The 20,855-nt window shown below is 59.7% G+C and carries 22 protein-coding genes; 11 read left to right on the plus strand and 11 right to left on the minus strand.

What is annotated here, in order from left to right:
* The first annotated feature begins 42 nt into the window (after positions 1–42).
* The 3 genes from BG455_RS01330 (at position 43) to BG455_RS01340 (ending at position 1,598) form a co-directional block, all read left to right on the plus strand.
* Complete coding sequence (locus BG455_RS01330) at positions 43–534, plus strand: YciE/YciF ferroxidase family protein (protein WP_071468133.1); 492 nt, start codon at positions 43–45, stop codon at positions 532–534.
* A gap of 118 nt (positions 535–652) precedes the next feature.
* Positions 653–1,237 (plus strand): sigma-70 family RNA polymerase sigma factor, encoded by a 585-nt coding sequence (locus BG455_RS01335; protein ID WP_071468134.1) that lies wholly within the window; start codon positions 653–655, stop codon positions 1,235–1,237.
* 7 nt (positions 1,238–1,244) lie between these two features.
* Complete coding sequence (locus BG455_RS01340; protein WP_170124728.1) at positions 1,245–1,598, plus strand: hypothetical protein; 354 nt, start codon at positions 1,245–1,247, stop codon at positions 1,596–1,598.
* A gap of 54 nt (positions 1,599–1,652) precedes the next feature.
* Here the strand turns inward: BG455_RS01340 and BG455_RS01345 are convergent, their stop codons facing one another.
* Positions 1,653–2,516 (minus strand): transglutaminase family protein, encoded by an 864-nt coding sequence (locus tag BG455_RS01345; protein WP_211307050.1) that lies wholly within the window; start codon positions 2,514–2,516, stop codon positions 1,653–1,655.
* 132 nt (positions 2,517–2,648) lie between these two features.
* On the opposite strand from BG455_RS01345, the gene BG455_RS01350 reads away from it, so the two are divergent.
* A complete protein-coding gene (locus BG455_RS01350) occupies positions 2,649–3,533 on the plus strand; it encodes a transglutaminase-like domain-containing protein (protein ID WP_084386066.1) in 885 nt (294 codons plus the stop codon).
* A gap of 7 nt (positions 3,534–3,540) precedes the next feature.
* On the opposite strand, the gene BG455_RS01355 is transcribed toward BG455_RS01350, so the two are convergent.
* The 5 genes from BG455_RS01355 to BG455_RS01375 all read right to left on the minus strand — a co-directional run bounded on the left by BG455_RS01355 (position 3,541) and on the right by BG455_RS01375 (position 7,185).
* Complete coding sequence (locus BG455_RS01355) at positions 3,541–4,020, minus strand: DUF421 domain-containing protein (RefSeq protein ID WP_071468137.1); 480 nt, start codon at positions 4,018–4,020, stop codon at positions 3,541–3,543.
* 236 nt (positions 4,021–4,256) lie between these two features.
* Complete coding sequence (locus BG455_RS01360; protein ID WP_071468138.1) at positions 4,257–5,396, minus strand: extracellular catalytic domain type 1 short-chain-length polyhydroxyalkanoate depolymerase; 1,140 nt, start codon at positions 5,394–5,396, stop codon at positions 4,257–4,259.
* 23 nt (positions 5,397–5,419) lie between these two features.
* Positions 5,420–5,827, minus strand: a complete 408-nt coding sequence (locus tag BG455_RS01365) for a CopG family transcriptional regulator (RefSeq protein WP_071468139.1) — start codon at positions 5,825–5,827, stop codon at positions 5,420–5,422.
* A 149-nt stretch (positions 5,828–5,976) separates the two neighbouring features.
* Complete coding sequence (locus BG455_RS01370; RefSeq protein ID WP_071468140.1) at positions 5,977–6,156, minus strand: hypothetical protein; 180 nt, start codon at positions 6,154–6,156, stop codon at positions 5,977–5,979.
* 138 nt (positions 6,157–6,294) lie between these two features.
* Positions 6,295–7,185, minus strand: coding sequence for an NAD-dependent epimerase/dehydratase family protein (locus tag BG455_RS01375; RefSeq protein WP_071468141.1), 891 nt, complete (start codon positions 7,183–7,185; stop codon positions 6,295–6,297).
* 270 nt (positions 7,186–7,455) lie between these two features.
* Between BG455_RS01375 and BG455_RS17030 the strand changes: the two genes are divergently transcribed.
* Together BG455_RS17030 and BG455_RS01380 are read left to right on the plus strand one after the other, a co-directional pair.
* A complete protein-coding gene (locus tag BG455_RS17030; protein WP_143079860.1) occupies positions 7,456–7,680 on the plus strand; it encodes a hypothetical protein in 225 nt (74 codons plus the stop codon).
* A complete protein-coding gene (locus BG455_RS01380; protein WP_071468217.1) occupies positions 7,677–8,543 on the plus strand; it encodes a transglutaminase family protein in 867 nt (288 codons plus the stop codon). Before BG455_RS17030 ends, BG455_RS01380 begins: the two co-directional genes overlap by 4 nt.
* A 36-nt stretch (positions 8,544–8,579) precedes the next feature.
* On the opposite strand, the gene BG455_RS01385 is transcribed toward BG455_RS01380, so the two are convergent.
* From BG455_RS01385 to BG455_RS01405, 5 genes are all read right to left on the minus strand, one after another.
* On the minus strand, positions 8,580–9,401 hold the full coding sequence (locus BG455_RS01385) for a sulfite exporter TauE/SafE family protein (protein WP_084386067.1): 822 nt from the start codon (positions 9,399–9,401) through the stop codon (positions 8,580–8,582).
* The gene (modC, locus tag BG455_RS01390; RefSeq protein WP_071468142.1) at positions 9,398–10,498 is read right to left on the minus strand and encodes a molybdenum ABC transporter ATP-binding protein; all 1,101 of its coding nucleotides are present in this window, start codon (positions 10,496–10,498) and stop codon (positions 9,398–9,400) included. The genes BG455_RS01385 and modC overlap by 4 nt, the downstream gene beginning before the upstream one ends.
* Positions 10,495–11,205: a molybdate ABC transporter permease subunit gene (modB, locus tag BG455_RS01395; RefSeq protein WP_071468143.1), complete on the minus strand. Its 711-nt coding sequence runs from the start codon at positions 11,203–11,205 to the stop codon at positions 10,495–10,497. The genes modC and modB overlap by 4 nt, the downstream gene beginning before the upstream one ends.
* Positions 11,205–11,924, minus strand: coding sequence for a molybdate ABC transporter substrate-binding protein (modA, locus tag BG455_RS01400; protein ID WP_245735437.1), 720 nt, complete (start codon positions 11,922–11,924; stop codon positions 11,205–11,207). Before modA ends, modB begins: the two co-directional genes overlap by 1 nt.
* 537 nt (positions 11,925–12,461) lie before the next feature.
* The gene (locus BG455_RS01405; protein WP_071468145.1) at positions 12,462–13,076 is read right to left on the minus strand and encodes a LabA-like NYN domain-containing protein; all 615 of its coding nucleotides are present in this window, start codon (positions 13,074–13,076) and stop codon (positions 12,462–12,464) included.
* Between the two features lie 457 nt (positions 13,077–13,533).
* On the opposite strand from BG455_RS01405, the gene BG455_RS01415 reads away from it, so the two are divergent.
* The 5 genes from BG455_RS01415 (at position 13,534) to BG455_RS01435 (ending at position 20,811) form a co-directional block, all read left to right on the plus strand.
* A complete protein-coding gene (locus BG455_RS01415) occupies positions 13,534–14,493 on the plus strand; it encodes a PstS family phosphate ABC transporter substrate-binding protein (protein WP_071468147.1) in 960 nt (319 codons plus the stop codon).
* Positions 14,494–14,568: 75 nt separating this feature from the next.
* On the plus strand, positions 14,569–17,190 hold the full coding sequence (locus BG455_RS01420) for an ABC transporter permease subunit (RefSeq protein ID WP_211307051.1): 2,622 nt from the start codon (positions 14,569–14,571) through the stop codon (positions 17,188–17,190).
* Between the two features lie 21 nt (positions 17,191–17,211).
* Positions 17,212–18,960, plus strand: a complete 1,749-nt coding sequence (gene pstA / locus BG455_RS01425) for a phosphate ABC transporter permease PstA (protein ID WP_084386075.1) — start codon at positions 17,212–17,214, stop codon at positions 18,958–18,960.
* A 9-nt stretch (positions 18,961–18,969) separates the two neighbouring features.
* Positions 18,970–19,776 carry a phosphate ABC transporter ATP-binding protein PstB gene (pstB, locus tag BG455_RS01430; protein ID WP_071468149.1) on the plus strand — a complete coding sequence of 269 codons (807 nt, stop codon included), beginning with the start codon at positions 18,970–18,972 and terminating at the stop codon, positions 19,774–19,776.
* Between the two features lie 6 nt (positions 19,777–19,782).
* Complete coding sequence (locus BG455_RS01435) at positions 19,783–20,811, plus strand: ATP-binding protein (protein WP_071468150.1); 1,029 nt, start codon at positions 19,783–19,785, stop codon at positions 20,809–20,811.
* Positions 20,812–20,855 lie beyond the last annotated feature (44 nt).

Raw genomic sequence — 20,855 nt, forward strand, 5'->3', positions numbered from 1 at the left:
CCCCCGTGCAAACACACACCCATAGTTTACAGGAGCGACAAAATGACGATCGAAACGCTGGATGACCTGTTTCTGCACACCCTCAAGGATGTGCTGTATGCCGAACGCAAAATCCTGAAGGCTTTGCCAAAGATGGAACGCAAGGCGACCGATACCAAGCTGAAAGCAGCCTTGTCGTCGCACCGCGATGAAACCGAAGACCACATCTTGCGACTGGAAGATGTGTTTGAAGGGCTTGGCAAGCCCGCGCGCGGTGCGAAATGCGACGCAATGGTCGGGCTGCTGGAAGAGGCAGAGGGGCTGATGGCCGATATCAGCGACCCCGAGGTGATGGATGCTGCGATCATCTCGCTTGCGCAAGCGGTCGAGCACTATGAAATTGCCCGCTACGGCACATTGGTGGCTTGGGCCAAACAGCTTGGCCAGACCAAGGCGGCAGGGCTTTTGAAAGAAACCCTCGATCAGGAATATGGCGCCGACAAGGCCCTGTCCAAACTTGCAGAAAAACGCCTGAACGCAGCCGCCGCGGCCTGACGCGTAGCCTGCGCCTTTCATAGGCGATCACTCACTTAGCGACATGCCAGCCCCGCCATCGGGATGCACGCCTATGGGCGGTGGGCAGGCATGCCAGCAATTAGCAGGAAGCGAGAACATGACTGCCATGACGGATAACCACCCTTTTCATACCCTGCTGCCGCAGCAAGCCCATTGCCTGCGCCTTCGCGCGCTGAAACTGACAGGCAACAAACACCGCGCCGAAGATCTGGTGCAGGCCACGTTTCTGAAAGCCTGGGCCAAGCGTGACAGCTACAGACCCGAAAGCAACCTGCGCGCATGGCTGTTTACCATTCTGCGCAACACATTCCTGTCCGACCTGCGCAAATTCCGCCGCGAGGTTGAAGATGTCGATGGTGCCTGCGCCCGTGCCCAGTTCGAGGAACCAAGGCAGGATCATGTTCTGGCGTTGAAAGAACTGATTTCGGCTGTGGCGACCCTGCCAGACACCCAGCGCCGCCCGCTGGTGCTGATGGGCGCTTACGGGTTCTCGCAGCTGGAAGCGGCTGAGGCCTGTGGCTGCACTGTCGGCACGATCAAAAGCCGTGTCAGCCGTGGCAGGGCCACGCTGTCGCGGATGATCACCGATGATGATGCCCTTCTGCCAGACCATCCCTTGCACACCCTGCGCACCCCCCGCCACCCTGAAATGGGCGCTGGGCTTGACAGCGCTTCGGGGTGACAGCTGAATGGAGGCTCTCTTGGAACATGGTAAAACCAGACCAGCCAATCCGGCACCAACTGTGTCAGCGCTGTTGCACGCCGCCCAAGGCGCAAATCTGCGCATTGCCACTTTGGCAGAGCTGCAACAGCTTGCGCAAATGCTGGAAGTGTCATGCGAAGCGGCAAGAGTGGCCGCGCTGCGCAATGTGATGGGGCTTGGCCCGTGGCGGCAGGGGGCTGGCTCAGCAGATCAGAATTGCGGGTTTGCACGGCTGTTTTCCGCGCTGCGCCGAACGCGGGCAGAACTGAAGCGGCGCGCGGTGCGTGTATCTGCCGCGCCGGACAGGGGTATGCAGCGCAGCCTGTCACAGCGGATCTGACTGCAAAAGCCCCTGTGCCGCCAAAAGCTTGGGGAGAATTGCGCCGGGGCGGGGTCAGGCAGGGGTATTGGTCACGCTGACCAGAACATCCATTGCCAGCAGTTTCGCGCCCTCATGCGCGAAGGTGCCCCGCACGGGCAAGGCTTGCGACGGCCTGCGGGTTGTTGCCACGCGGATCAGGTTCCGGCTGGCAATGATCCGGTTGGTCGGGTCGAACTCGACCCAACCTGCGCCGGGAACAAACACATCTGCCCAAGCATGCGTGGCCCCGCCGCCGGTCATATCCTCGCCCGAAGCGCTGTCTGCGATTTCGTCATGCAGGTAGCCTGTCACAAACCTTGCGGCAAAGCCAAGCGCGCGCGCGGCATCCATGAACAGCAGGGCAAAGTCGCGGCATGTGCCGCTGCCCTGCCGGATCGTCTGCGCAGGGGTCTGGACCCCTTCTGCCTCGCGGCGGGCATAGGCAAAGCGGCTGTGGATCGCGCTGCTTAGCGCGCCCAGAACCTGCATGGTGCCATTGGGAAGCTGCGGGATGGCCTGCGCCACCCACGCGGCCACGGCCTGTTGGTCAAGCGGTTGGTCAGGGGTCAGATAGGGGCCAAGGTCGATCTGTTCATCGGGGCTGTATTCGACAGGATAAGCCCCTGTGAACCGCGCAATCCGCGCAAGCGGTTCATCCAGCCCGTAGCGGCGCAGCAAAAGTTCGCTTTCGATCAGCAGTTCATTCGCGGAATCGTGGAACGAAAGCAGCGCGACCGAGTTACCAAACGTATCGAAGGCCCAATGCACATCGGCACGCGGTGCAACAGTCAGGCTGGAATCCAGAATGCGCATGTCATGCCCGTCGCGGGGACGGATCATCAGGCGGTGTTCGCCAAAGGTCACCGGGCGGTCATAGCTGTATCGCGTACGGTGCAAGATGCGCAGGGTTCGGATGGCCGTATCCTTTCACTCGCCTGCATTGGCGGAAGGGTGCACAAGATGACGGTCGCAAGACCGGCACCGCGCTGGGTCACAGGAAAACACTATGTCACTTCTGGAAAGGCGGCAATGTTCATTCGCATCGGCTACGAAATCGTCATCGAGAGCAAGGCAGATACAGTTCTGATCCTTGCGCTCTCGCCGCATTCCAGTTTCGAGGGGCGGGTTATCGGGTCTTCGGCTGTGCAGGCAGAGCCTGACCTGCCGCTGGAGACATTCCTTGACAGTTTCGGCAACCGGCTGACGCGGCTGAAAGCACCAGCAGGGCCGCTGAAGCTGTGGTCTGATTGCATTGTCGAGGTGGATGGCAAGCCCGATATCTTCGACTGGAACGCACAGCAGCATGACATTATCGACCTGCCCCCCGAGGCGCTGCAATTCCTGACTGCCAGCCGGTATTGCGATTCCGACATCCTTGCCCCCGAAGCGTTGGCGCTGTTTGGCCATACCGATCCCGGTTGGGCGCGGGTGCAAGCCATCTGCAACCATGTCCATAACCACCTGACCTTTGGCTACGGGTTCGGGCGGTCAACCAAAACCGCAGGCGATGCGCAGCGCGAAAAGACCGGCGTTTGCCGCGATTTCGCGCATCTTGCCATTGCCCTGTGCCGCGCGATGAACATTCCCGCCCGCTATGCCAGCGGCTATCTGGGCGATGTCGGTGTGCCCTATTCCGGCCCCGGCGATTTCTGTGCATGGTTTGAAGCCTATCTGGGCGGGCAGTGGTATACGTTTGACGCCCGCTATAACGAGCCGCGCATCGGGCGTGTGCTGATGGTGCGCGGGCGCGATGCGGCGGATGGCGCGATGATTACGTCTTTCGGGGCGTATGATCTGAAATCGTTCTGGGTCTGGACGGATGAAGTGAAGGGCGCGCGCGACAGCGATGCCCTGCGCAAGATGCTGGAAACCCGCCCCGACACCAAACCCCTGACCTTGGCGCCCACTGGGTAAGGGGCCATCAGGACAAGGGCACCACAGTCATCGTCCCGTCAGTTTCCAGCACGATGTATTGAACCTGTGCGATGTCTATCTTGCCATTCGCGCGCAGAACCGCGCCAATCTCTTCGCGCGTGACGCGTTGTTTGCGCATGGCTTTGTCAAGGAAACGGCCCTGATGCACCAGCAGCGTGGGTTCGGATTTGATGAAATGCTCGAACCACTCTGACCGGACCGACAGCCATGTGATGACATATTGCAGCGCAATCAGCAGCGCCAGCGCCAGAATCCCCTCGGCCAGCGGAATATCCGCGTTCAAAAGCACTGTGGCGAGTGTAGAGCCAAGCGCGACTGTCACCACCAGATCAAACGCATTCATCTTGCTAAGCGTGCGTTTGCCGGAAATGCGCAGCATCAGGATAAGGATTGCATAGGCCAGCAGGCCCACAATGGCCACGCGGGCCATGCCCGCCCAGCTGTCAAACAGGACCGCATCAGCCATTGTCTGCCCTATAGGCTGGCCCCGACAGGGGTGTGTGGGCTGGTGGGCGCAAAGGGCTGGTCATATCCGCATGTGCCTTTAACCCTGAACAGCGCGCGCATCGCGGCCGCTGGTGCGATGGGTCCAGAGAATGCCCATGATCCGTGTGCCCTTGTGCGACTGGTGAAGCTTCACCCCTGTAATGCCTGCCCCGCGGGTTTTGTTCCACAAGGCAGGCAAACTGCGCGGGCCGCGCGTTAGCCCTGCCTGTGTTGCAAGAAGAAGCGCAACATCTCGCGCGAGGCGTTGGGGCCTGTGGGGTCGGTATAGCTGCCGCCCGATGCGCCGCCTGCCCATGCGTGGCCTGCGCCTTCAATTTCCCAATGCTCTGCCATGCTCTGCCCGCTGGCCGTCGCATAAAGGGTTTGGCGGTATACCCGCCCCCCGCCAGATGTGCCGGACACGCGCTTTTCGCTTAGGCCGGAATGGGCGCGCAGGGCTTGTCCTGTGACGGCCTTGCCGTTGTCAGGGTGAACTGTGGCGTCGGCCAGCCCGTGGAACACAATCGCCGGAACCCCCAAGCTGCGGCCCCCGCCACTTGCCCCGCTGCGCATGGCGGCAAAGGCTTGCGGCACATCCTGCGCGCCCCCGACCGGCAGGCCTGAATGCACACCAATGGCGGCAAGCAGGTCAGGATAGGCCGCGCCCATGATGGCCGCAGCCGCCCCGCCCGCCGACAGCCCCGCCGCATAGACGCGCGCCGGATCTGTGGGGTGGTCGCGCAGAATATCGGCGATGATACCGGCAATCAGCGCGGGTTCACCCCGCCCCTTGCCCTGATCTTCGGGCCGAAACCAGTTCCAGCATTTCTGCGCATTCGCCCCTTGGGGCTGTGCGGGATAGGCGATGATGCAGCCAAACTCCTCGGCCAAGGCATTCATGCCGGTGCCAAGGGCGAAATCTTCGGGCGACTGGGTGCAGCCATGCAGCATGACGACCAGCGGCATGGGGTCGGGCGCGGTGGCGGCGGGAATATACAGCCGATACGCGCGGGTTCCATGCGCGCCGCGATGCGACAGCGACAGGAATTGCGCCCCATCTGGCAGGTCAAGGGGGGCGGGTGTGCCCATGCTATGCCCGGGCATTCCGCCCGCTGCGATGTTGCGCAGTGTTTCACCCAAGCTTTCGCGCATCTTCTTGGCGGTGGGGTGGGGCTGCGCGGGGCTGTCACCCAGACGGGTGAAGGTGCCTTCCAGTGCACCTGTGTCGGGGTTTCGTGTCTCTGGCGCCTGAGCGCCGCTTAAAAGCGACTGGATCAGGGCGGTCGCTTCATCCAGTTTGCCAGCTTGGGTCAGTTCGGTGGCGCGGGCCATGCCGCGGCTGAAGGGCGTATCCATAAGGTGCTTTCAAGTTTGGGGGGTCAGCTGATGCGGTCTGACAGGGCTGCCTTGAGCGCATCATCAGCTTGCAATGTGCCCAGAACGGACAGCGCAGAGATCGTCTCTCGGGCCAGTTCGGGGGTGACGTCGGGTGCGATGACGACAAGGCCAAGCGCGCGGATATCCAGCATCTGGCCCGCGTCCTTTGCGGCGGTCAGTTCGGCATGGGTGATCCGCCGCAGGCCCAGATCCACGCTTTTGCGAATGATGATCTGGCGCACGGTTTCGGCGTGCCGGTCAATCTGGTTGCGGATGGCTGTGCGGATGAAATCGCTGCGGTTGGAATAGAACCCTTCCTGCACCAGCAATTCAACCTGTCCCAGATCGACATGGCCGATATTGATGGTAATCTTCTCGGACTCGGGTATTTTTGTTGCTGTCTTTGCCATTTCTTGCATCCATAAACCATCTGTATGGATGGTATATGGATGTTATTGCGCCAAGCGCAAGGGCGGCATAGCCCCGTTACGCCACGTCAGCCCGCCCCGAACGGTCAGCCGTTCGGGGCGGGGGGTCAAGATGGGGGGGGGTGGTAGGGTTACTTGTCGTCCATCGCTTCGACAGCGCCCTTGCCGCGGCTGTCGGTCGCAAGCGAAGATTTCGCAACTGCGGGGTTGTGCCGGCGTTTTTCGGTTTTGCGTTTGCTGAGCACTGCAAACACGATGACACACCCCAGTGTGAAAAGGGACAAAACGGCAATCAGGGGCAAGGTTTCCATAAGCAAGATCCTTTCTCATTGCTTTATGAAACCTCAATGCGCCAGACGGGCGGGGGTTCCCCAATGGCACTTGCCCTCACGCGGGCGTGACCTGTGCTGGCCCCTGTCAGCGGTGGTCAGGCTGCAATGGCTTGCGTTTTATATGCCCAGAATGGTGCGCCAGTCATATTGGGGCGTGAACCCCAGCATGGCTTTCGCCTTGGTGTTGGAATAAAATGTCTCTTGCGTGCCCATTTCGCGGGTGATGGGCACATCTGGATAGAACGCCGCGATCAGCTGCGCTGTTGTCTTGTCCACAGAATGGGTGTCATTGGCGGCGTTGAACACCTGAAACCCCAACCCGTCCACATGCAGACAGCGGTCTACCATATGCCCAAGGTCGCGCGCGTCGATATAGGCAAAAAAATTCCGCCGCCGCAAAGACGGGTCTTTCAGGAAGGCGGGGAACTGCGCTGCATAGTCTTCAGGCTCCATGACATTGTTGATCCGCAAGCCGTAGATATCTGCGCCACTGCGGCGCTGGAAACACTGCGCCGTCGCCTCGTTCACGACTTTGGACATGGCATAGCTGTCTTCGGGCACTGTCGGGTGCCCTTCGTCCAGGGGCAGGTAGTCGGGCTGGCGCATGCCATCGGCGAAGCACACGCCATATGTCGTCTCGGACGAGGCGAAGATGACTTTGCGCACGCCAAATTTCAGCGCGGCATCGATGACGTTATAGGTGCCAAGCGTGTTGACGCGGAAACATTCATTGTCGCTTTTCAACAAGATGCGTGGAACGGCGGCGAAATGCACCACCGCATCGAACCGCGGAACCCCTGTTCCTGCATCCAGTTCGTCGAAGCCTGCATAGCTTGACATGACATCGAACATCTGGCCCGCATCGGTGATGTCGGCGATCCGGTTATCAACTCCGTCCAGCGCCAGTGGCACAAGATCGACATTCAGCACGCGGTGCCCCCGCGCCAGCAGGTGGGCCACAGCGTGACGGCCTGCCTTGCCAGACCCCCCAGTGAACAAAATCCGCATTCAGCTGTCCCTTCATTGCACAGGCAAAACCTAGTGTTGCTGTATGCCAAGCTGAACCGCTTTTGGCAAATCCGCGCGGGCGCCAAAACACAGGCCGCGCGCATGGGGTGTTAATTGGCTGCCGGAATACCCATGTCTGACTATGGATGTTTTCAGAAACCTGCTGTGGCCTTGGGGGCAAAAGCGCGTGTTTGCCGGAATTTCGCGCGCAGGCAGTCAATTTGCGACCCTATCACATAAGTCAAATCATAGAATAAAAGGATATGACGCATGAAAGATCAGCTACTCGACCTTTCCAAGCCAGAGGCGGCAAGAGGGGACGGCCCGCGTGAACGGGCGTGCCTGCGCTGCAAGACCATGTTTTCCAGCGAAGGCTTTGGCGAACGCATCTGCAAACGCTGCAAGGGCAGCAGCACTTGGCGCAACCCTGCCTCTGCATCGGGTGGTGGTGGCGGGACAGGCAGCAAGGCAAGATCATCGGGGTCCAGTTCGTGACAGTGCTGACAATTACCCACAAGACCGGCTACCAGTATTCAGAGCCGGTTTTTCTTGGCCCGCATCGCCTGATGCTGCGCCCGCGAGAGACGCCGGAATTGCGGTTGCTGTCCTTCGATCTGTCTGCGACCCCTGATGCGACGATAAATTGGGCGCATGATGTCAGCGGCAACGCCATTGCCACGGCCAGTTTCACGGGCCTGACCGACAGGCTGGAAGTGGAAAGCCGGATGTCGGTGGATTTGACCGCGCCTGCATGGCCGGTTTTCGATATTGCCGCCTCTGCCCAGCGCTACCCGTTTTTATATTCCGACGAAGACTGGACCGATCTTGGCGCGCTGGCGCGTCCGCAATATGCCGATGCGGCGGGGCGGCTTTCCACTTGGGTGGAGGGGTTTGTCATGCAGCGCCCCACCGACACGCTGTCGCTGTTGCAAGATGTCAGCAATGGCGTATCCAGCCAGATCAGCTATCAAAGCCGCGAGGTGGAAGGCACACAAGGCCCGCTGGACACGCTGGACCGCGCTTGGGGGTCGTGCCGCGATCTGGCCGTGTTATTTGCCGAGGCCGTGCGCACATTGGGTTTCGGCGCGCGGATTGTGTCGGGCTATATGTTCGACCCGACACGCGCCTTGACGGGGTCTGCGGGCGCAGGTTCTACCCATGCATGGGTAGAAGTGTTTGTTCCCGGTGCAGGCTGGATTTCCTTTGACCCTACCAACCGTTCAATGGGGTCTGGCAACCTGATACCCGTTGCCGTTGCGCGCCATATCACGCAGGTCGCGCCGGTTGTGGGCAGTTTCAGCGGCACTGCCGGTGTGACGGTCAGCATGGCGGTAGAGGTCAAGGTCGCGGCCAGTTGACGGCCTGCGCCGCGCCCTTTGCCCCGCGTTATGGCGCTATGACCTGACGGGCCTTTGCGGCAAATGGCGGAAAACGCCCCAAGCCGAAACAATCAGGATCACCCCCAGCCCGATCTTGAGCAGCTGCGCAGGCACAAGCCCCAGCGCCAGCGCACCAAGTGCCGCCCCAAGCGCCGAGCCAGCGGCCAAAGGCAGGATGGTCGTCTGCCAGACCGCCCCCTCACGCAGCACAGCACCTTTCCCGAAATGCCGCGACAGGCCCACGATGATGGTGGGAATGCTGACCAGTATCGCCATTGATCCGGCAAGTTTCACATCTGCACCAAACAGCAGGATGAACACAGGTATAATCAACTCTCCGCCCGCCACCCCCAGCAGGGACGAGACAAGCCCGATCCCCACACCGCATGCGGCTGCGACAAGGACTGTGGTAACAGGGTCTTGCGCAACCAGCTGCACCGGTGCTGCAACAAACACCCCCTCTGCAATCAGCACACAGCCAAGGGCGACCAGAAGACTTAGAATAAGCCGCCCCAGCATTCTGTCGGACACCCTGCGCAGCCAACCCGCCCCCACCCATGCCGCTGACATGGACCCTGCCAGCATGCCGAAGATCGCAGGCAGGAAAGGGACAATTTCGGCCATAGGCACAGTGGCCGCGCGAAACGGAAACGCGGCCACCAGCACGACAAGACTGGCCACAAGGTTGACCGCGACAGCCTCTCTTGCAGAGAATCGCAAGATACCGACCAAAGCGGGCAAGCGGAACTCTGCCCCGCCAAGGCCGATCAGCCCGCCCGCCGTGCCAACCACTGCGCCAATGCCAAAGGACATGGCGCGCCGCGCAGGCCGCGTCACGGTGCCGCCTGTTGCACATAGCCAGTGCCAATATCCTCGGGGGCGAGCGCGACTGTTTTGATGATCGCGTGACACATCTCGCCAATCACCAGCCCCATCGCCTGAACCGAGCGGCGCGTGACGCGCGCGCTGAGCCTCTCGTCGCCCAAGGCCAGCGTCACCAGCGCGCCGGGACCATCGCCCAGCCGGATATCGGCTATCGTGCCGCGCAGGATATTCAGCGCCGACAGCCCTTGCGGGGCATCGCGCGACAAGATCACCTCTTGCGCGGCGATGCGCACGCGGATTGTTGCGCCGCATGTATCGCTGATCCGTGGCAACCATAGCGTGCCTGCATTGGTTGCCAGTTCGGTCAGGCCATCGTCATGATGGGCCACAACCCGCGCCCGCAGCACCGATGCCGCCCCCCGCACGCCAACCGCTGCCACATCGCCCAGCACCTGCGCAGGCGTGCCGCAGGCGGCCACGCGCCCTGCCTTCAGTGCCACCACAGTGGTTGCCAGACGCGCAACTTCCGCCGAGGAATGGCTGACATACAGAATTGGCACCGACACTTCATCGCGCAGGCGTTCAAAATAGGGCAGGATTTCTGCCTTGCGGGCCTCATCCAGCGCGGCCAAAGGCTCGTCTGCCAGAATCAGCTTGGGCGCGGCCAGCAGCGCGCGGCCAATGGCGACACGTTGCTTCTCGCCGCCCGATAGCGCGCCGGGGCGACGGTCCAGCAGCGGGCCTATACCCAGCATCTCGACGACGCGGGCCATATCCTCATGCCGCGCATCGCGCGGAGCGAACCAGCGCCCATAGGCAAGGTTCTGGCGCACGCTAAGATGCGGGAACAGGCGGCCTTCCTGAAAGATATAGCCGATCCGGCGTTTATGCGGGGCAAGGTTCTGGCGCGCCTGTGTGTCCAGCAACACCCAGTCATCGGCAACAATCCGGCCCAAATCGGGGCGCAACAGCCCCGCCACCGCATTGACCAGCGTGGTTTTGCCAGAGCCGGAGGCCCCAAACAGCACGGTCACACCGGCTGGCGCGCTAAACGCCACATCCAGCTTAAACCCCTTGAAGCTGTGCTGCACTACCACCTGCAATGTCATGACCCGGCCACCCGTTTTGCCACCCTGCGCGCCACAAATTCCGACAGCAACAGCGCACTCATGGCGATGATGATGGCGATGATCACAAGGCGGCTTGCCGCCGCCTCGCCGCCCGGCACCTGCAAAAACGCGTAGATGGCCGATGGCACGGTCTGTGTCTGGCCGGGAATGTTCGAGACAAAGGTGATTGTCGCGCCGAATTCGCCCATGGCCTTGGCAAAGGCCAGAATTGCCCCTGCAATCACGCCGGGCAGGATCAGCGGCAGGGTGATAGTGGCAAAAACCCACGGCTTCGATGCGCCCAGCGTGCTGGCGGCGGCTTCAAGCTTTGGGTCCACAGCCTCGATCGCCAGTCGGATGGCGCGCACCATCAGGGGAAAGGCCATCACCGCTGCCGCAACTGCCGCCCCTGTCCAGCGAAAAGACAGCACAATCCCGAACCACGCGTCCAGATAGTACCCGATACTGCCGCGCCGCCCGAAAGTCACAAGCAACAGATACCCTGTCACCACGGGCGGCAGAATCAGCGGCAGATGCACGATCCCGTTCAGAACCTGCTTGCCCCAGAAATCCCACCGCGCCAAAGCATAGGCCACGAAAATACCCAGCGGCAGGCTGACCAGCGTGGCCCAGAAGGACACGCGGATCGACAGCCGCACGGCCTGCCATTCTGCGGGGCCAAGCCAGTTTGCCCAGTCGCCCCCCATCAATCCAGCACGCTGAACCCATATGCATGCCAGATGGCGCGGGCCGTGTCCGAAGACAGAAATTCCAGAAACTCTTGTGCGACAGGGCTGGTTGACTGCGCTGTAATGGCGGCGGGATAGGTGATTGCAGGATGGCTGCCTTCGGGAAAGGTGCCGATAACGCTGACAGTGTCTGCAACCGCCGCATCTGTGGCGAAAACGATGCCAAAGGGGGCTTCGTTCTGGGCGACAAAGGCCAGTGCTGCGCGCACATTGTCGGCTTGGGCAACCTGCGGGGCGACATTGTCCCACAGCCCCAGCGACGTCAGCGCCGCCTTGCCATAGACGCCCGCTGGCACCGCATCGACCAGCGCCATGGCAAGGCGCGCATCCCCGACCATACCTGCCAGATCCAGTGTTTCATCCAGTGTTACAGGGGCCACATCGGTGCCATGGGCGATCAGCACAAGTGTATTGCCCAGAATATCGCGCCGCGTGCCCGCGCGCAGATCACCCGAGGTTTCGACCGCATCCATCCAGTCTGTGCTGGCCGATATGAAAATATCCGCAGGTGCGCCATGCTGGATCTGGCGCGCGAGTGCGGAAGACCCCGCAAAGGACATGGTGGCCTGATGGCCTGTCTGTTCTGACCATGCATGTGCCAGTGTGGTCGCGGCGTTTGTCAGGCTTGCCGTGGCAAAGACAGTGACCTGTTCAGCCTGCGCAGTGACAGGCGCCATAAGGCCGAAAGCGGCAAGTATCAGGGCGGTTGGCCTGCATGGAAAGGGCAACGGCATAAGGCTTCCCCTTGGGTTGTGTCGCAAAATATATCGCAGGAACGATGCCGGTTAGGCAAGCGATATTTTTTGCGGGGAATATCCCTTTTCGGGCCTGCCTGTGGGATGGGTGTGCCGCCTTTTCGAGAGCGTTCCGCCTTTTCGAGAGCGTTTTGAATATTCGCGCCAGCGCGACAGGGTTAAGGCGAGGGAAAAGAAAATGTGAGAATGCGGCGCTGTTGATACATCTGATCTGATTGTCGCGATAAAATCCCGTTTGACACACGGGTTTTTGGAAAACCGGCATAAGGCCCGTTCTTTGCATCGCTGGATACTGGAAATATTAACGGTGCTGACTGATATTCAAACAATCAGACACCGCCTATGGATTATCTCATAGGCGGTGTCATACTTAATTCTGATCATACCAGACAAGGGCGATATATTTTTAATGTTTTTCTGATACCTGATCTGGTTATGGGGTAATATCTGGCAAGCTTTTCAACTTTCTTGGTGTTCGAAACTTTTGGGTGGCGCGGGTGTGTCAGATGCCTGCTTGGTCAACCATGCGTCACCCTGAGGGTCCGCGCGCATAGGTTGGCCAAGCACTTCTCGCAGTTCATCCAGCTCTATGAAATTGTCAGCCTGTCGGCGCAAGTCATCCCCGATCATCGGGTTCGGCCCCCGCACAGTGGAAACGACAGAGACACGAACACCCTGTTTTTGAAGGCTTTTAACCAAGGGCTGATAATCGCCATCCCCAGAGAATAGGACCGCGTGATCCAGCCTTGGCGCAAGTTCCATAGCATCAACTGCAATCTCGATTGATATGTTTCCTTTAATTTTCCGCCTGCCTTTGCTGTCGGTGTATTCTTTCGCGGTTTTGGTGACCATATTATAGCCATTATAACTCAGCCAGTCGATAAGCGGGCGAACAGGCGTGAATTCTTCTATTTCCGTGATCGATGTATAATATGAGGCTCGCAGTAGCCTTCCTCTGCGTGCAAATTCAGCTCTCAAGCGTTTATAATCGATGTCAAACCCCAGATTTCGACTGGTTCCGTATAGATTTACACCATCGATAAAAAGCGCGAGGCGCTCATCTTTGTAAAACATGAATATCCCCTTTGGTCGCGCAGTGTCTTTCCGTGTCTTCTCTCGGACGCAACATGCTCATGCGCAGCCCTAGTTTCCCTGTGAAAGCGCTGCATGGCAATGGGGAATTAACAGTCTTTATGGTTGGTGGCGGAACAAAATATTCCGACATCATTCATTATCGTGGAATAGAAGCAAAAGTTAAATTCTGGCACGATCGCGCAGTGCTTTTGGTGTGGCGCCATGCAGTTGGGCGCATGCCCCAAGAAATGCCCGCCTTGTGGGCAGGGCATTGGCGCGGTGCTGTCGCACCCTTTGCGCGGATGGGGCGCGGGTACGGTGTGCTAGGCCTATTTTAGCAAATTTATCCGACCTTCATAGAGCTGTTACAATTGGTGCCTATGCGTTGCCCAGCGTGCTGCGGTTTGTGTTGGCGCGTTTTACGAAATTGAAGTCACACAATGTGACAGGAGATGACATGACACGTTTTTCGCTTCTGCTTGCCACGAGTGCGCTGGCCCTGACAGGTGCCGCAAATGCCCAGAGCATTGACCCCAACCTGCCATCATACGAGGCTGTCTCGGGTGTATCGGGCAACCTGACTTCGATCGGGTCTGATACATTGAACAACCTGATGACATTGTGGTCCGAAGGGTTCCGCGCCTTCTATCCGAATGTTGCAGTTCAGATTCAGGGCGCTGGTTCGGGCACTGCCCCACCCGCACTGGTTGAAGGCACTGCCCAGTTCGGCCCGATGTCGCGCGCGATGCGCGGATCAGAGATTGAAGAATTCGAAGCACGTTACGGCTATGCGCCCATCCCAATGCGCGGCGCGATCGACGCGATTGGCGTGTTTGTCCACCGCGACAACCCTGTAACTTGCGTATCGCTGCAAGAAATTGATGCCATCTTCTCGTCCACCCGTGCAGGTGGTGCAGATGCTGCCATCACGACATGGGGTGAAGTTGGTGCAGAAGGTGAATGGGCAGATCGTCCCATCGCCATGTATGGCCGCAACTCGGCTTCGGGCACCTATGGCTACTTCAAGGATGTGGCCCTGTTCGGTGGCGATTATAGCCCCGAAGTGCGTGAACAGCCCGGTTCCTCGACCGTGATTCAGGGTGTTGCAGCCGATCTGGGTGGCATTGGCTACTCTGGCGTGGGCTATGGCACAGCAGATGTGCGCGCATTGGAAATCCGCGGTGAAGATGGCAATTGCTACTCCACCGAAGATGCGCCCGAAGGCACCTATCCAGTCGCACGTTTCCTGTATGTTTACATGAACGTAGACCCCAATGCAGAGCTGGAGCCGCTGCGCGCTGAATTCGTGCGCTATGTCTACAGCCAGGAAGGGCAGGCCGATGTTGTGCGCGCGGGTTTCTTCCCTGTCACAGCACGCGTTGCCGATCTGGATCTGGAAGCTTTCGGCCTGAAGTAAGGTCTTGATCTTCACGGGTGGGGCGGCGTTTGCCGCCCCACCCTATTTTTGGTTTCAAAGTGACGGACAGGCAACATGAGCGATATGGCCCCCACCACCAGCGAGCGTGGCGCGGCGGCGCGAAAGCGGCGCATGACCACCCGAACCAGCGTGGTTCTTGGCGAAAAACTGGCAGGTGGCATCATTACTGTTGGCGGCCTGATGGTGATTGTGGCGGTTCTGGGGATCATGGTGTTCCTGTTCCGCGTGGTCATGCCCTTGATGGCGGGCGGCGAAATGCATGGCAATGTGCGCCATCAGCTTAGCATGCCCGCACCTGTCGCATGGGTGAATGGCGATGAATTCCAGACACTTGGGATTGTCGCAGATACAAGCGGCAATGTGCTGACCTATCACATTCCGACAGGGACAGAAGTTACCCGCACCACGCTGGATTTTGACGGGGCCGAAGTGACATCCGTTGCTGGCACGTTGGAGCGTGACCGCGTAGCCTTCGGGTTTGATGACGGGTCCGTACGCTTTGCCACGCTGGGCTTTGAAAGCAGGGCCACCGCGCGCAATCGCCTGCCCTCTGGCCTGATCCAGATTGACGCGCGCGACCGGATGCTGGACGGGTTCGTTTACACCGAAGTCGGCACCGGCGATTTCCGCACCAATTCCAGCATTGTCGAGTTGCGCTCGGTCGAGCAGGTGTCGGATGCCCCGATTGTTGCGCTGGATTACCGCATTGGCGGCACGGCAGAGCGCCCGATCATCGTGTTCGCCACGGTTGATGCAGCGGGCCAAGTGCGGGTCAGCCGCTCTCGTGTGCAGATCAATATGATGACGGGCGACGAGACGGTCACCACCACAACCACAGACCTGCCGTCGCTGGGCGTCGAGGCGGGCGAACAGGTGACGGGTTTGCTGATGTCGGGCAGTGCGGACCGCATCATCATTTCATCCGATAGCGGCTATGTTTACCGCTATGATTTGCGCAATATCGACGCGCCGGTATTGGCAGAACGTATCCGTGTGGCAGATGATGGTGTGGGTGTAACCGCGCTGACCTTTCTGACCGCGGAAGATGCGCTTGTTGTTGGCACGGATGACGGCGGCGTGGCGGTCTGGTTCCGGTTGCAGACTGGCACCACCGCCACCACGGACGGGCGCGAGATGGTGCGCGCACGCACACATGCGCCCATGCCTGCTGCCGTGATTGACGTGTCGGAATCCCAACGCTCGAAAGAGTTTGTGGCCACTGACATCGATGGCAATGTGTGGGTCTATCACTCTACCTCGGATCAGGTTTTGTTCCGGCTGGCACGGTCCGGGGCCACGAATGAACAGGCGCAGGGCATGCTGTTTCCCCGCGCCGATGGTGTGATGGTCGTCAATGACACAGGCGAATTCGAAGCGTGGCAATACACCCAGAAACACCCCGAAGTCACGCTGCGCGTGTTGTTCGGGCGCATCTGGTATGAAGGGTATGGCCAGCCGGAATTCATCTGGCAATCCACCGCCGGAACCGATTTGTCAGAACCGAAATATTCGCTTGTGCCGCTGATTTTCGGCACGATCAAGGCGGCCACCTATGCGATGCTGTTTGCCGTGCCCATCGCGCTGATGGCGGCGATCTATACATCGGAATTTGTGGACAGCCGTGTACGCGGCACTGTCAAACCGATGATGGAGATGATGGAATCACTGCCCACGGTTGTGCTGGGCTTCATTGCGGCGCTTGTGCTGGCCCCTTTGGTGGAAGAATGGATAGGCGCGGTTTTGCTGGGCTTTTTCGCGCTGCCCATGGGGCTGATGATCGGGGCGTTCGCATGGCAAGCCCTGCCTGCAAATATGGCGCTGAAATATGACGGGTTCCCGAAATTTGTGCTGATGGGTCTGTCCATTCTGGTAACAGCATGGGTCGCGGCCAGCTTGGGTGCCAGTTTCGAGCGCGTCTTGTTCTATGGCGATTTCAAGGGCTGGACGACCGGGCGCATTGGCACGGGTACACCGTTCATGTTCCTGATCCTGCTGCCGCTGTCCTATCTGGTTGTCGGCTGGGCGTTCCGGAAGCTGTATGGCCACCATTGGCGCGCCTTGATTGGCGGGATGGCGCGGTCGCGCGCGGGTCTGTTCGATGCGGGGCGCTGGGTGTCGATGTTGCTGGGGGCGATGCTGCTCTCCTATGCGTTTGCATCTTTCCTGACGCTTATCGGCTATGACCCGCGCGGCAGTTTCATCGACAGTTACCAGCAACGCAACGCGCTGGTGGTGGGGTTCATCATGGCTTTTGCCGTGATCCCCAACATCTACACGCTGGCCGAAGATGCGCTGAACTCGGTTCCCGGCCACCTGCGCGCGGCATCGCTGGCCTGCGGGGCAACACCGTGGCAAACCGCGCGTTGGGTGGTGCTGCCCACGGCGGCATCGGGCGTATTCTCGGCAGTGATGATGGGCATGGGCCGCGCGGTGGGCGAGACGATGATCGTAGTCATGGCGGCGGGCAACACGCCGATCATGGAATGGAACATCTTTTCCGGCCTGCGCACGCTATCGGCCAATATCGCCATTGAATTGCCCGAAGCGGTGAAAGACGGCACCAATTACCGCGTGCTGTTCTTGGCGGCGCTGACGCTGTTCATCATGACCTTTGTCATCAATACCGGCGCGGAGTTGATCCGCCAGCGCTTTCGCAAGCGCGCTTTCAATCTGTAAATCTTGGGCTTGGGGACAGATATGACCAGCTTGAACGAACAAATGCCGCCCGCCTCTGGCGCTGCCGGTGCTGCTGGGGTTGCGGCGAAAGACGCTGTGAAGGGGCGGCGGGTGCGCCGCTTCTCGGCGGATTTGTCAGCGGCGGGCGAGCCTGCGCTTTGGGGCTTTGGTGGCGCGCTGGCGCTGGGGATCATCCTGATCGCAGGGTTTCTGATGATGGTGCTGTATAATGGTGCCACAACATTCTGGCCCAAGCCGATTGATCGGGTTGAATTGACCGATGGCACTGTCATTGCAGGGGTTGAACGGCGCGGCACGATCTTCCGCCCCGACATGCCGCGCCTGACAGATGAGCAGCGCGCAGTGGTCGAGGAAAATGACGGATTTGCCTATCGCACCCTGTACCAGACGGCGAATTTCGACCTGTATGGCGACGATTTCCAATGGGTCGCAGATTTTGAAACCGCCACTGTCACCCAGCCCGAAGATTTCTATTATTTCGAGCGTCAGGTTTGGGGCGTGTTCGTGGGCCGGATTGCAGGCTTGCAGGTGGCCGGTCAGCAGATGGACTATGACGCCGCCACCTTCCGCCGCGAACAGGAAGCCGCGCGCGAACGCTTCCGCGAAATACGCCGGATTGAACGCAGCGAGATTGGCCGCCTGAACAATCTGATCGAACGCGAACGCCTGAACCAGCGCCGCGCGGTGTTGCGCCAAGGCGAAGAGGCTGCCGCTGCCGAGATTGCCGCCTCGCAAGAGCGCATTGCCGAATTGCAGGCTGAATTTCAGGTCTTGCAAGCCCGCGTGAATGAAATTCGCGCAGTTGACCGCAGCTACCGCGTAACCTTGGAAGAAGTCGGCGGTCGCACGATCGAGCCGGAAATGAGCCAGATCGTGCGCTATTTCCCTGCCAATACAGTGGGTGTGCTTGACAAGCTGGGCATCTATTTCTCGCGCTGGTGGGAATTTGTTTCGACCGAACCGCGCGAGGCCAACACCCAGGGCGGTGTGCTGCCTGCGATCTTTGGCACAGTCGCCATGACGCTGCTGATGGTGGTTTTTGTGGCCCCGTTCGGCGTGATCACCGCCCTTTACCTGCGCGAATATGCCAAACAGGGGCGCGTCACTTCGATTGTTCGTATCTCCGTCAACAATCTGGCCGGTGTGCCTAGTATTGTTTACGGCGTCTTCGGTCTGGGCTTTTTCGCCTATACAATGGGCGGCACGATTGACCAGTTATTCTACCCCGAAAGCCTGCCCAACCCGACATTCGGCAAGGGCGGCATCCTGTGGGCCTCACTGACGCTGGCGTTGCTGACGGTGCCGGTGGTGATTGTGGCAACCGAAGAAGCGCTTGCCGCTGTGCCGCGCTCCATGCGCGAAGGGTCGCTGGCTTGTGGCGCGTCAAAATGGCAGACCATCCGCTATGTGGTGCTGCCCAAGGCGCTGCCGGGCATTATGACAGGCATGATTCTGGCCATGGCGCGGGGCGCGGGCGAAGTGGCGCCGCTGATGCTGGTGGGTGTGGTGAAACTGGCCCCTGCCTTGCCGATTGACGCCTTCTACCCCTTCATCCACCTTGATCGCAGCTTCATGCATCTGGGCTTTCATATCTTCGATGTGGGCTTCCAGTCGCGCAACTCGGAAGCGGGCAAGCCGATGGTTTTTGTCACCACGCTGCTGCTGTTGACATTGATTGTCGCTATGAACGCAACTGCCATCATCGTCCGCAACCGCCTGAAGCGCAAATACGCAACTGGCCAGTTCTAAGAGAGCATCATGGACACTATCGAGTTTGAACCAACATCCTACCATGTCAAGAAAAGTGCGGACGGACCTTGCCTGAGCATCGAGAATTTCAACCTGTGGTATGGAGAGTCGCAGGCGCTGTTTGACTGCAATCTGGAAATCCAGAAAGGGCAGGTCACTGCGCTGATCGGCCCGTCGGGTTGCGGTAAATCCACCATGCTGCGCTGTCTGAACCGGATGAATGACCTTGTCGATGGTCTGCGGATCAATGGTCGTATCACGGTGGACGGGTTCGATATTTACGGCAAAGGCGTCGACGTGATCGCGCTGCGCAAGCGTATGGGCATGGTGTTTCAAAAGCCGAACCCCTTTGCCATGTCGATCTATGACAATATCACCTACCCGCTGCGGGTGGATGGGGTGACGAAGAAATCCATTCTGGATGAAACGGTCGAGCGCGCGTTGCAGCAGGCCGCCTTGTGGAAAGAGGTAAAAGACCGCTTGCAGGAAAGCGCATTGGGCCTGTCGGGCGGGCAGCAACAGCGCCTATGCATCGCGCGCGCTGTCGCCTCCGACCCCGAGGTTCTGCTGATGGACGAGCCATGCTCGGCGCTGGACCCGATTGCCACTGCCCGCATTGAGGAATTGATCGAGGAATTGAAGGGCACCTACTCCATTGTCATGGTCACCCACTCCATGGCGCAGGCCGCGCGGGTGTCGGATAACACGGCGTTCATGTATCTGGGCCGGTTGATCGAGTTTGGCGATACCGAAACGATCTTTACCAATCCGAAGAAAAGCCGCACCAATGACTATGTCACAGGGCGGTTTGGGTAAGTTTAGATGAACGACACAGCATTGCAGGCGCTGATCTCGGCCTTTCCCGATCCGGTGCTGCTGGTCGATCTTGAGGGGTTTGTCATCACGGCCAACCCCGCAGCGATAGACTTGTTTGGCGCGCGTATTCGCGGCGCGCAGTTGCGCGCGCATCTGCGCCAGCCCGATGTGTCGGCAATGCTGGAGCGCGCGCTTGCAGGCTCTGACGGGGAAAGCGCCAGCTTTCAGTCGCATGGCGCACAGGCGGAATCCATCTGGCAGGTGACCGCGCGGCGCATGGACGGGGCGCGCATTGTCATTGCGCTGCGCGACACGTCAGAACTGGAAGCGGCCAGCGCACAGCGGCGCGATTTTGTGGCCAATGTCAGCCATGAGTTGCGCTCGCCCCTGACAGTGTTGGCGGGATTTATTGAAACGCTGCAAGGCCCTGCAGGCGATGACCCGCAAACGCGCACAGAGTTTTTGGGCATCATGGCCGAACAGGCGGCGCGGATGACGGGCCTTGTGGCCGATCTGCTGTCACTGTCGCGGGTGGAAAGCGTTGAGAAAATTCGCCCACGTGGCATGGTTGCACTGGAAGGTGTCATTCGCGCGACCCTTGCCGCCCTACGCCCCCAGATCGAGAATGCGGGGTTGACCGTCACATGTGACCTGCCGGATATGCCGGAAATTCCGGGCGATTATGACCAGCTTGTTCAGGTCTATCACAACCTGATCGAGAATGCGCTGAAATACGGGGCCAGTGGCGGACGGGTTGAAATAACCGGCCAGCATATTGCCAATATGCCCGGCTATGATGGCGCGGTGTTGCGCCTGTCGATCCGTGATTATGGCGAGGGGATAGAGCCGATCTATATTCCCCGCCTGACCGAACGGTTCTACCGCGTGGACAAGGCCCGCTCGCGCGATAGTGGCGGCACGGGGCTGGGGCTGGCCATCGTCAAGCATATTCTGGGGCGTCATCGCGGGCGCCTGATTATTCAATCGCAACCCGGGCAAGGGGCACGATTTGACACAATCCTGCCCTGTCGCTGAAAATTGTCACATGCCTGTCATATCGCGGCAGTATCCCGTACTTG

Origin of the sequence: Roseinatronobacter thiooxidans, assembly GCF_001870675.1 — a bacterium.
Lineage (GTDB): Bacteria > Pseudomonadota > Alphaproteobacteria > Rhodobacterales > Rhodobacteraceae > Roseinatronobacter > Roseinatronobacter thiooxidans.